We start from the raw sequence: 11,400 nt of genomic DNA on the forward strand, positions 1-11,400 counted from the left end.
ACCCTGTGGGAGAGTAGGACGCCGCCGAACAATTTTTGGGAAAGCCCCGTGCCATTGGCACGGGGCTTTCTGCGTTTAAGGTCGGGGTATGTGCTATGACCTCGTCATCTTCGACAACGACGGAGTTCTCGTCGACAGTGAACCAATCTCCAATCGGCTCCTGGCCGCCCATCTCACGGAACTCGGACACCCCACCTCCTACGAGGACTCCATCCGTGACTACATGGGCTCCGCCATGCACCGCGTGCACGACCTCGTCGAGGAACGGACCGGGCGGCGGTTGCCGGCAGACTTCGACGACGTGTTCCACGCCCGGGTCTTCGCCGCGTTCGAACGGGAGTTGAAACCGGTCGTCGGCGCCACGGACGTCCTGGAGAAGCTGACCGCGGACGGAGTGCCGTACTGCGTCGCCTCGTCGGGCAGCCATGAACGCATCAGGGTGGGGCACCGCACCACGGGCCTCGACCGGTGGTTCGACGACGATCGGATCTTCAGCTCCCAGGACGTGGGACGGGGTAAGCCGGCCCCCGACCTGTTCCTGCACGCGGCCGAGCGGATGGGCGTCGCACCCGAGCGGTGCGTGGTCGTCGAGGACAGTCCCCTGGGCGTGCGAGCGGCGGTCGCGGCCGGCATGGACGTGTACGGGTACACCGCGATGACACCGGCCGCGAAGCTGGCCGGAGCGACACAACTCTTCGACGACATGCGGGAGTTGAACAGCCTGCTCCACACGGGAATCTGAACCCGGTTCATCTTTGACCGGATCTACCCACCGGTATCCCCGGGCCCTACGCTCGCCGCCATGACTGATGTGCTGCGGCACGGCCGGGCCTCGCTGGCGTTCGGCTTCCTCGTGCAGGGCGTCGCCTTCGCCCTGCTCGTGACGCGGATCCCGGCCATCCAGGACCGGTACGGGGTCTCCGACGCGCTGCTGCCCGTCTTCCTCGCCGCCGTCCCGATCCTGGCCGGCATCGGCAGCGTGGCGACGGAACGGCTCGTGAAGCGGATTCCGCCGAGCCGTGTGCTGCGGTGGTCCCAGCCCGTGGTGCTGCTCGCGCTGCTGGGAGTGGGCGTCGGACGGCACATGGCCGGGCTGGCCGTGGCGCTGGCCGTGTTCGGGCTGGCCGTCGGGGCGCTGGACGCGTCGATGAACATGCTCGGAGTGAGTCTGCAGCGGGCCTACCGGCGCAGCATCATGCTCAGCTTCCACGCCGCCTACAGCCTGGGCGGGATCGTCGGCGCTTCGCTGGCGTGGGCCGGGGCCCACTGGGACCTGGCGCTGTGGGTGTCGTACCTGCCGGTGGTGCTGGTGCTCATGCCGGCCGCGTTGGCCGGCAGCCGGTGGTACGTCGACGGGCGCGACGGACCCGCGGCCGAGACCCGGAGCCGCACCCGGGAGCAGATCCCGGCCCGGGCGCCGGACCCCGCCGAGGGCGCGGCCGTCGGCCTCACCTGGATGCTGCCGCTGTGTCTGGTGATGACCGTGGCGTACATCGGGGACTCGACGGTCTCCAACTGGAGCGCGAAGTACCTCCAGGACGTGCTGGGCAGCTCCGAGCAGACGGCGACCGTCCCGTACAACGTCTACATGGTCACCACCCTGCTGGGGCGGACCCTCGGGGACGTCGGGGTACGGCGGTTCGGGGCCGTGGCGGTGGTGCGGGCGGGGGCGCTGGTGGCGGCGGCGGGATTCGCGGTGGTGGCAGCTGCGCCCGGTGCGTGGGCGGGGATGCTGGGGTTCACGCTGCTGGGGCTCGGACTGTGCGTGCTGGTGCCGCAGACCTTCGCGGCGGCGGGACGGCGGGCCGCCGAGCGGGGCGGCCCGGCGGCTTCGGACGCGGCGATAGCGCGCCTGAACGTCTTCAACTACGTGGGTTTCCTGGTCGGCTCGCCCCTGGTCGGCGTGCTCGGCGACGCGTGGAGCTATCGCGGGGCGATGCTGGTGCCGATGGTGTTGGTGCTGGTGACACTGGTGTACGCCAAGTCGTTCGCTCCTGAACCGGACCGATACGGTGGCGGGCATGAGCGGCCGCGCACAGCTGATGTGGGACGAGGCAGTAACGGGCTATGACTTCGGACGGGACCATCCGATGGACCCGGTCCGGCTCGCCCTGACACGGAGTCTGGTCGGCTCCTTCGGGCTGGACCGCGAGGTGAAGGTGGTCGCGGCGAAGGCGGCCGGGCTGTCGACGCTGCGGCTGGTCCACCGGGAGGACTACATCGAGGCGGTGCGGGCCGCGTCGGCGGACCCGGCCGCGGCGGACCAGTCGTACGGGCTCGGCACGGTGGACGATCCCGCGTTCGCCGGGATGCACGAGGTGTCGGCGCTGATCGCCGGGCAGTCCGTGGGTGCCGCGGAGGCCGTGTGGCGCGGTGACGCGCTGCACGCGGTGAACTTCGCGGGCGGACTGCACCACGCGATGCCCGGCGCCGCCTCCGGCTTCTGCGTGTACAACGACGCCTCGCTCGCCATCGCCCGGCTGCTGGAACTGGGGGCGGAGCGGGTCGCGTACGTCGACGTCGACGTGCATCACGGGGACGGGGTGCAGGCGGCGTTCTGGGAGGACCCGCGCGTCCTGACGATCTCGCTGCACGAGCATCCGCGGACCCTGTTCCCGCAGACCGGGTGGCCCGAGGAGACGGGCGCCGGCGGCGCGGAAGGCGCCGCGGTCAACGTCGCCCTGCCGGCCGGCACCGGGGACGCGGGTTGGCTGCGGGCCTTCCACTCGGTGGTGCCGGAGCTGATCGCGGACTTCCGGCCGCAGGTGCTGGTGACGCAGCACGGCGCCGACACGCACTTCGAGGATCCGCTGGCGCACCTGGCGGTGTCGCTGGACGCGCAGCGGGCGGTTCAGGTGGCGTGCCATGACCTGGCGCACGAGTACGCCGACGGGCGGTGGGTGGCGCTGGGCGGCGGCGGATACGCGGTGGTGGAAGTGGTGCCCCGGTCCTGGACCCATCTGGTGGGCATCGCGGCCGGGCGGCCCGTGGAGCCCACCACGATGATCCCGGAGGAGTGGCGGCAGCAGGTCTACGCCCGCACCCGGCAGCCGGCGCCGCGGCGGATGACGGACGGCCGGTGGCCGGCGTCCTGGGCCGCGTGGGACGAGGGGTACGACCCGGCGGACCGGCTGGACCAGGCGATCCTGGCGACCCGGCGCGCGGCGTTCCCGCTACGAGGGTTGCTGCCCTAGCGGGCCCTCCTCCGCCCCCGGGACCGGGGTCCGTTACGCCAACCGTGCGGTGTCGGTCCCGTTCCGGCCGCGCATCGTGCCCGTGTGGCGCAGCATCGCTCCTGTGCTGCTGACCACCGACGGGCTTCGCTCGCATCTCCTGGCTGCCCGGCTCGCCGGGGTGGTGGGCACCACCCGCGAGGAGAGCCTGCGCAGTTACCGGTTGTTCGCGGCCCGGGATCCGCGGCTGCTGATCGGGCTGGATCCCGAACGGGCATGGGGCGAACGGGATCTGCTCGCGCTGATGGCGGAAAGGTGCGGGGTTCCGGCCGACCCGGGACGCGTGGGGGGCCATGATGTGATCGACCCCGAGCGCACCCTGTCCGCGCTGGACGCCTGTGCGCAGCGGCTGGCGGTGGCCGCGGAGCGTGGTGTCCCGGTGCTCCTCGGCACCGGTCATCCGCACCGGCTGCTCGGTTTCTACGCCGCCCTGGCAGACGGTTTGTCGGCGGCGGGATGTGCTGTCCTCACCCCCGCGCAGGGTCGCCGTGTCGACATAACGACCCGGTTCGGTCTACGCACGTACAACCTCGACTACGTACGGGGAGTCGGGCTCGTCCGGAGCGCGACCTCCGGACGCCCCGGTTGTGAGCCGGGCGCACACACGCACTCCCCCCTCCCGGTTCGGACCGCGCTCGCCGCGGCGGCCGACGCCGGCGGGCCGCTCCCGCAGTTGGTGATCGGCGATCACGGCTGGGTCTGCGGGGCTGGTCAGCTGGGGTTCGAGGCCGTCGGACCGGCCGACGTGAACGACCCGGCGCCGTTCGTCGGGGAGGCCGAGGGGGTCGTATCGGTGGCCGTTCCACTTGATGACGGCGTGCGATGCGATTACTACCTGCCGCTGGCCCGCTACGTACTCAATCGAGCGTGTCTGTCACAGTAGGCCGCCGATGGGTGCACCTCTTCCCCACTCGCATCACCCGCCCCTACATTGGGGAGTGAGCACGCAGCGACGAAGAGTCACCGGAAGGGGAAGCCGGTGGCCGTCGAGTGCGGAAGGTTCAGGTGTGTCATGGCTGCAGCTGGCGAGAGGCCTCTGAACGAGGTTCAGTTCCTTACCGTGGCGGAAGTCGCCTCGGTGATGCGAGTGTCGAAGATGACCGTGTACCGGCTGGTGCACAGCGGTCATCTGCCCGCGATCCGGGTCGGGCGGTCGTTCCGCGTCCCGGAGCAAGCGGTTCACGAGTACCTCCGCGAGAGCTACGTGGGGGTGGAAACCGCCTGACGGCGTGCCGGGGAGACCCGTCCAGGGCACTCACGGGCCTCCCCGGTCACCTCGATTACGACCTCAGCGCTCGGGCGGGTAGGCTAGCCCCTCGTAGGTCGTGTGGGCCCATGGCGCCCAAACACCGAGTGATGAGAAGTGAGCGAGGGTAGTCGTGGGCTCTGTTATCAAGAAGCGGCGCAAGCGGATGGCCAAGAAGAAGCACCGCAAGCTGCTCAAGCGCACGCGCGTTCAGCGTCGCAACAAGAAGTAAGCGACAGCGCGACAGCGTGTTCAGTGGCCCCCCACCGCGATTCGGTGGGGGGCCACTGCCGTGCGTGGATCCGGGGGCGTCGTCCGCGCTGCCGGGGCACTCGTTCTCCCGCCGGTCCTCGCGCGGGTGCGGCCGGTCCCGGGGGTGCGTACGTTCGGGACCGTCGTCACTTCAAGCATCCGGCCGGCACCACAGAGCGACGGCGACCCGATAGGTTGGCCGTCGGGAGCAGGGCGAGAGGAAGGCGCTGATCTTGGGAAGGGTCGTGCTCGTGACCGGGGTGGCCCGGCAGCTGGGGGGCCGGTTCGTCCGGCGGATCCAGCGGGATCCCGGGGTGGACCGGGTCGTCGGGGTGGACGCGGTCCCGCCCGAGCACCATCTGGGCGGCGCCGACTTCGTCCGGGCGGACATCCGGCAGCCCACCATCGCGCGGGTGCTCGCCGAGTCGGGTGCGGACACGGTCGTGCATCTCGACGTGACGGGGATGCCGTTCGGCAGCGGCAGCCGGACCGCGCTCAAGGAGACCAACGTCATCGGCACCATGCAGCTGCTGGGTGCCTGCCAGAAGTCGCCGAGCATCAAGCGGCTGGTCGTGAAGTCCAGTACGAACGTCTACGGTTCGGCGCCCCGGGATCCGGCGGTCTTCACCGAGACGACGTCGGCGAAGTCGCTGCCCAGCGGCGGCTTCGCGAAGGACACGGTGGAGGTCGAGGGGTATGTGCGGGGCTTCGCGCGCCGCCGTCCCGACGTCGCGGTGTGCGTGCTGCGGTTCGCGAACATCCTGGGGCCGGCCGCGGACACTCCGCTCGCGTCGTACTTCTCGCTGCCGGTGCTGCCGACCGTGCTGGGCTACGACCCCCGGCTGCAGTTCGTGCACGAGGACGACGTCATCGAGGTGCTGCGGAGGGGCTCGCACGAGCCGGAGCGGGGCACGCTCAACAGCGGCACCTTCAACATCGCCGGTGACGGTGTGCTGCTGTTGTCGCAGTGTGCGCGGCGGCTGGGCCGGCCCACCGTCCCGCTGCTGCTTCCCGCCGTCACCTGGGTGGGCTCGCTGGTGCGTACGCTGGGGATGACGGACTTCTCGCCCGAGCAGATCCGGCTGCTCACCCACGGGCGGGTGGTGGCGACGGACCAGATGCGGGAGACGCTGGGCTTCACCCCGAAGTACTCGACTGCTGAAACGTTTGCGGACTTCGTGCGCAGTCGTGGTCCCGGGCTGCTTCCGCCGGAGGTCCTGGCGGGGGCCGTCGACCGGATCGCCGCGCTGCCCCTGCCGGGCGGCGGACACTCCCCTACGCAGAGCGCCAACTGAGGAGCGCAGCAACGATGGCGGACGCCAAGGTCATTCCGTTCGACGACGACCACCGCTCCCGTGGGGGCGGCGCTCCGCGCCCGTCGCGCCGCCGGAGCGCGGGGAGCCGGCGCCAGGGGGGCGGGCAGCCCGCGGCGGTCGGTGAGGTCCAGCCCCTGCCGGGCGTGGCGTCCGTGCAGGATGATGATCCGGTGACCGATGAGGACGAGCAGCCCCAGGAGCCGGCCGCCGGGAGGGACGGCGGTGGTCTGGAGCGGAGGGTCGCGAGCGGTCTGGCCTTCCTGCGGCGCCGGCTCACCGGGGACTACGAGGTCGACGACTTCGGCTACGACGAGGAGCTCACCGACCAGGTCCTGATGTCGCTGCTGCGTCCGGTGTACGAGAAGTACTTCCGGGTCGAGGTGAAGGGCGTCGAGAACATCCCGTCGGAGGGCGGCGCGTTGATCGTCGCCAACCATTCCGGGACGGTGCCGGTGGACGGTCTGATGATGCAGGTCGCCGTCCACGACCACCATCCGGCCGACCGCCATCTGCGGCTGCTCGCCGCGGACCTGGTGTTCGTGCTGCCGGTGGTCAACGAGCTCGCGCGGAAGCTCGGGCACACCCTGGCCTGTGCGGAGGACGCCGAGCGGCTGCTGGCGCAGGGGGAGCTGGTGGGGGTGATGCCGGAGGGGTTCAAGGGCATCGGGAAGCCCTTCGGTGAGCGGTACAAGCTGCAGCGGTTCGGGCGGGGCGGATTCGTGTCGACCGCGCTGCGGCAGGGGGCGCCGATCATTCCGTGCTCGATCGTCGGGGCGGAGGAGATCTATCCGATGATCGGCAACGCGAAGACGCTGGCGCGGCTGCTGGGCTTTCCGTACTTCCCGCTGACGCCGACGTTTCCGTGGCTGGGGCCGTTGGGGGCCGTACCGCTGCCGACGAAGTGGACGATCCAGTTCGGTGAGCCGATTCCGACGGACGGCTATCCGCCGGAGGCGGCGGAGGATCCGATGCTGATGTTCAACCTGACCGACCAGGTCCGGGAGCAGATCCAGCACACGCTGTACAAGCTTCTGGTGCAGCGCCGGTCGGTGTTCTTCTAGCGGCCCGGCCGCCGCCGCCCGTCGGCGCGACCGCTCCGCCGTACGTCCCTGGGGGCGCCCCTCGTCGTCGAGGGGCGCCCCCCAGGTCCGCTCCGGTCTACTCGGCGTCCTCGGCCTCGATGCCCAGGCCCGGCAGGAGACCGGGCAGGAGGGGCGGAAGGGTGACGTCGGGGGCGGGGGGCCGGGTGACGGAGCCCGTGGGCGGGGAGGTGGGGGTGCCGCTCTCCTTGGGCGGGTCGAGCAGGCCGCCCGTGTTGCCGCCGAGGAGTCCGTCGTCCTCGCGGTCGGCGCCGGTCGAGCCGGAGGGGGCCGCGCTGCGGGAGCCGCTGCCGCCGGTGCCGTCGTCGTCGGTGCCGGGGGCCCGCGAGGGGTCGGCCTCGGAGGTGTTCCCGGGGGTGGTCTCGGTGCCGCCGTGCCGCGTCCCGTCGCGGGTCTTGTCGTTCGGGTGCTGGGGGAGCAGCGACTTCAGCGGGGCGACGTCTTCGTCTATGGCGTCGAACACCGAGGAGACCTGCTCACTGACGTCTCCCAGCTGCAGTGGAAGCCTGTCGCGCAGGGTGCCCCAGGTGGCGCGGTGTGCGTGCGAGAAGGAGGACAGCGCCTGCATGGGGCCGAGGGAGTCCGGGTCCCGCTCGTAGGCCTCGCGCAGCAGCCGGTGGCCCTCGGAGGCGTCGTGCCGCATGCCGGAGAGGGCGCGGCGGATCTCACCGAGTGACTCGTGGTCGAGGGGGCCGCCGCGGTCGCGTTCCATGAGCCGGCGGGCTTCGCCGAGCCGGGTGGAGGCGTGGTCGAGGTAGACCCGGCCGCGCTCGTCGCTGCCGTCGGCGAGGCCGAGTTTGACGTCCTCGATGCCGCGTTTCAGCCCGTACAGGGAGTCGCCGGGCAGGGCGTCGGAGCTGGCGACGGCCACTCCGCCGAGGGCGCCGGCGGCGACGCCGACGGTGAGCCCGCCCGCGGTGAGTCCTTTGGCCAGCCGTGACCGCGGCCGCAGTTTGCCCAGGGGGGTCGCCCGGTGTGCGCCCCGGGCCCGGCGCGAACGCTGTTCGGGTACGGCCTGGTCCGACGCCTCGCCCGCCGCGGTGCCCTCCTGGAGCATGGCCTCGAACGCGGCCACCAGCTGGGCCCGCTGTACGACCTTGACCTCGGGGTCCAGTTCCGGCTTGGGCAGCGCGCCGAGGCCCGAGGCCAGCGCGAGCAGTCGTGCCTGCTCGCGCTCCGCGGCGGCCGGTGCCGGTGCCGGTCCTTCGGACTGCTCGGCCGCCGCGCCCCGGTCGGACTGCTCCTCCAGGGCCCGGGCGAAGGCGTTCGCCCGCCGGTGCGCCGATACGTTAGCGATCACTGGCGGCACCTCCTCTCGTCATGACGGTCGACTCCCCAGGGGGTCCTGAGGGTTCCCCGCCCCGACCAAGGTCACACGATCGGGTGATCGCGGTCGGTCGGCGGGTGACCACAGGGAGCCTGTATCCCGCACAACGAGCGGCACGGCACTTGGGTTACGGACGTGGCGCGGCCGATTGAAGAAGTCAACCGGGCCTCACATTGGGTGAGTTGAGCGTCGCGGACCGTGCGCGGCCCGGCGGGGGCGGTCCGGTCGGTGTCGAGAGGGCCGGTCAGCGGACGTCGTCCGGGAGGAGCCGGGCGAGGGTGCGGACGGCCCGGTACTGGAGGGTCTTGATGGCGCCCTCGTTCTTGCCCATCACGCGCGCGGTCTCGGCGACGGACAGGCCCTGCAGGAACCGCAGCGTGACGCACTCCCGCTGTTGGGGGTTGAGCCGTCGTACGGCATCGAGGAGGGCGGCGTTGGACAGGGACTCGAGGACGGAGTCCTCGGGGGAGCGCTCGACCTCGTTGGCGTCGAGCATCTCCCCGGTGGTGACCTCGAGGCGGAAGCGGCTGGACTTGAAGTGGTCGGCGACGAGGTTGCGGGCGATGGTCACCAGCCAGGCGCCGAAGTCGCGGCCCTGCCAGGTGAAGGTGCCGATGCGGCGCAGCGCCCGCAGAAAGGTCTCGCTGGTGAGGTCCTCGGCGGTCGCCTTCCCGCCGACCCGGTAGTAGATGTACCGGTACACGGTGTCGCTGTACTGGTCGTAGAGCCGTCCGAACGCCTCGGCCTCACCGGCCTGGGCGCGCTCCACGAGATCCATCATCCGGGCACTGTCGCTGTCGGCGGCGGGGCGGCGGGTGGTGGTCGCACGCCCCCGTCTGCCGACTGCGGCGGTGCCCATGCCCTCGGCGAGGGCGTAGCACGGGCCGGCGGGGGCGGCGGCGAATGCCGGGACGGTGTGCGCGGTGGGGACGGCGGCGCGCAGCATGTCTCGGGCTGTCGCGACGGATGCGCGCAGCGTAGCCAGGCCCGAGGCGTCAACCCCGACGTGTGGGTACACGGGACTCCCAGAGGCAGAGCTTTCGATCACGTGCAGTACATGCAGTGCGGGGCCGTTCACCCGTCGTAGCGACGGGTTGGTCCCGGATTGCGTCTGAGGAGAATAACGCTTCGTGCAGGGCCTGCTACACCGAGTTGCTCAAATCACCGATTACGTCGCTTCCGTAGCCGGTTGACGTTCGTTCAAGTGGTGATTGATGACCGGTTGTTGACCGGGAGGTTTCGTATTGGGGGTGGGACCCGGACGAGTTGTGGCCGTGTGCAGCCAACGTGACTGAACAGGGGGGTTGCGGGGTACGGGAGTTGGATTCGGGGTGTTTGTGGGTGGGGCGGGGGATTTGGTCGGGGTCGGTCACGGGGGTGGCGTCAACGGCGTGGGCGCGGAAGCGGGTCGCTGACCGTACCGGGCTCCGGGTGTGCCGCTCGGCGCCACTGGCGCCGCAGCGTCGACCTGCCCGCGCAGGCGCGGGAACACATGGCCCGGCAGTCACGGAAGGGCGGGCGGCCCGTCAGGCCGTTCGGTCCGTGGCCGAGTGGGGTCAGCGGCGCTTGCGGTGGAGGGCGATGGCCGCCGCGGTGCCGCCGGCCACCGCGCCGACGCCCGCCGCCGCGGGGATGCCGACCTTGGCGGCCTTGCGTCCGGTGCGGTAGTCGCGCAGCCGCCAGTCCATGCGGCGGGCGTGCTTGCGGAGCTTGGAGTCGGGGTTGATCGCGTAGGGGTGGCCCACCAGGGACAGCATGGGGATGTCGTTGTGCGAGTCGCTGTACGCGGCGCAGCGGCCCAGGTCCAGCTCCTCGGCCAGCGCCAGGGCGCGTACCGCTTCGGCCTTGGCCGGGCCGTGCAGCGGTTCACCGACCAGTTTGCCCGTGTACACGCCATCGATCGACTCGGCGACCGTGCCCAGGGCGCCGGTCAGCCCCAGCCGGCGGGCGATCACGGTGGCGATCTCCACCGGTGCCGCCGTGACGAGCCACACCCGCTGTCCCGCGTCGAGGTGCGCCTGGGCCAGCGCCCGGGTGCCCGGCCAGATCCGCTCGGCCATGTACTCGTCGTAGATCTCCTCGCCGATGGACTGCAGCTCGGCGACGCGGTGGCCCTGGACGATGGAGAGCGCCGAGTCGCGGGCCTCCTGCATGTGCTCGGGGTCCTCGACCCCGGCGAGCCGGAACCACGCCTGCTGCCAGGCGAACCGGGCGAGCTCGCGGGTCTCGAAGAACTTCCGCTTGTACAGTCCGCGCCCGAAGTGGAACAGGGCCGCGCCCTGCATCACCGTGTTGTCCAGGTCGAAGAACGCGGCGGCCCGTTCGTCGCCGTGCACCGGGAATTCGGGTTCGCGTTCGGAAATCTCCTGGGTGGACTTCCGTGCGGCCTCCGCCGAGGCCTCGCCTGCCAACACGCTCCGCGCCGTGGCGGAGCGCCTACGGGGGGTGAGCCATCCGAGAGCGGCCATGGCGTGAGCATAGCCAGTCGCCGGGCCTGTTCCGGAGCCGAGAGGTTGGAGCGTCGTGAACTCTCCGGGTCCGTGTCGTGAAGGAGGGCGCGACAATGGCCCGTATGAGCCCTCTCTTCCGCCGCAACACCCCGGCCGCTCCGCGGGACCGGCTCGTCACCCTCGTCCGCAAACCCGGCTGCCATCTGTGTGACGACGCGCAGGTGGTGGTGGAGAAGGTGTGCGGGGAGCTCGGCGTCCCGTGGGAGCGGAAGGACATCACCGAGGACCGGGAGCTGTACGACGCGTACTGGGAGCAGATCCCGGTCGTCCTCGTCGACGGGGAGCAGCACACCTTCTGGCGGGTCGACGAAGGCCGGCTGCGCAAGGCGCTGAGTGACTGACCGGCCAGTCCAATCTGGCGGAAAGTCGCTTAGGATCGATGGTGACTTGGTCTCGGGGGCGGGATTCACAGAGGA

12 protein-coding genes are annotated in these 11,400 nt (G+C 71.2%); 9 read left to right on the top strand and 3 right to left on the bottom strand.

The window, feature by feature from the left end:
* The first annotated feature begins 88 nt into the window (after positions 1-88).
* The 8 genes from IE172_RS17540 (at position 89) to IE172_RS17575 (ending at position 7,108) form a co-directional block, all read left to right on the top strand.
* Positions 89-742, top strand: coding sequence for an HAD family hydrolase (locus IE172_RS17540; RefSeq protein WP_190098189.1), 654 nt, complete (start codon positions 89-91; stop codon positions 740-742).
* Between the two features lie 60 nt (positions 743-802).
* On the top strand, positions 803-2,071 hold the full coding sequence (locus IE172_RS17545) for an MFS transporter (RefSeq protein ID WP_190098190.1): 1,269 nt from the start codon (positions 803-805) through the stop codon (positions 2,069-2,071).
* Positions 2,022-3,194, top strand: a complete 1,173-nt coding sequence (locus IE172_RS17550; protein WP_190098191.1) for an acetoin utilization protein AcuC — start codon at positions 2,022-2,024, stop codon at positions 3,192-3,194. The genes IE172_RS17545 and IE172_RS17550 overlap by 50 nt, the downstream gene beginning before the upstream one ends.
* Before the next feature lie 106 nt (positions 3,195-3,300).
* Entirely contained in the window at positions 3,301-4,116 is an 816-nt protein-coding gene (locus tag IE172_RS17555; RefSeq protein ID WP_190098454.1) for a phosphatase, read from the top strand.
* 129 nt (positions 4,117-4,245) lie between these two features.
* Complete coding sequence (locus tag IE172_RS17560) at positions 4,246-4,458, top strand: helix-turn-helix domain-containing protein (protein WP_004984898.1); 213 nt, start codon at positions 4,246-4,248, stop codon at positions 4,456-4,458.
* Positions 4,459-4,612: 154 nt separating this feature from the next.
* A complete protein-coding gene (locus IE172_RS17565; protein ID WP_003948845.1) occupies positions 4,613-4,711 on the top strand; it encodes a 30S ribosomal protein bS22 in 99 nt (32 codons plus the stop codon).
* Positions 4,712-4,964: 253 nt separating this feature from the next.
* Positions 4,965-6,026: an NAD-dependent epimerase/dehydratase family protein gene (locus IE172_RS17570; protein ID WP_190098192.1), complete on the top strand. Its 1,062-nt coding sequence runs from the start codon at positions 4,965-4,967 to the stop codon at positions 6,024-6,026.
* A gap of 14 nt (positions 6,027-6,040) precedes the next feature.
* Positions 6,041-7,108 carry a lysophospholipid acyltransferase family protein gene (locus IE172_RS17575; protein ID WP_190098193.1) on the top strand — a complete coding sequence of 356 codons (1,068 nt, stop codon included), beginning with the start codon at positions 6,041-6,043 and terminating at the stop codon, positions 7,106-7,108.
* 97 nt (positions 7,109-7,205) lie between these two features.
* Here IE172_RS17575 and IE172_RS17580 read toward each other — a convergent pair whose 3' ends face one another.
* The 3 genes from IE172_RS17580 to IE172_RS17590 all read right to left on the bottom strand — a co-directional run bounded on the left by IE172_RS17580 (position 7,206) and on the right by IE172_RS17590 (position 10,942).
* A complete protein-coding gene (locus IE172_RS17580; protein WP_190098194.1) occupies positions 7,206-8,447 on the bottom strand; it encodes a DUF5667 domain-containing protein in 1,242 nt (413 codons plus the stop codon).
* A 271-nt stretch (positions 8,448-8,718) separates the two neighbouring features.
* Entirely contained in the window at positions 8,719-9,492 is a 774-nt protein-coding gene (locus IE172_RS17585; protein WP_190098195.1) for an ECF subfamily RNA polymerase sigma factor, BldN family, read from the bottom strand.
* Positions 9,493-10,030: 538 nt separating this feature from the next.
* Positions 10,031-10,942 (bottom strand): HAD family hydrolase, encoded by a 912-nt coding sequence (locus tag IE172_RS17590; protein WP_190098196.1) that lies wholly within the window; start codon positions 10,940-10,942, stop codon positions 10,031-10,033.
* 104 nt (positions 10,943-11,046) lie between these two features.
* On the opposite strand from IE172_RS17590, the gene IE172_RS17595 reads away from it, so the two are divergent.
* Positions 11,047-11,325 carry a glutaredoxin family protein gene (locus IE172_RS17595; protein ID WP_190098197.1) on the top strand — a complete coding sequence of 93 codons (279 nt, stop codon included), beginning with the start codon at positions 11,047-11,049 and terminating at the stop codon, positions 11,323-11,325.
* Positions 11,326-11,400: the final 75 nt, after the last annotated feature.

This window comes from Streptomyces griseoflavus, assembly GCF_014649995.1.
Lineage (GTDB): Bacteria > Actinomycetota > Actinomycetes > Streptomycetales > Streptomycetaceae > Streptomyces > Streptomyces griseoflavus.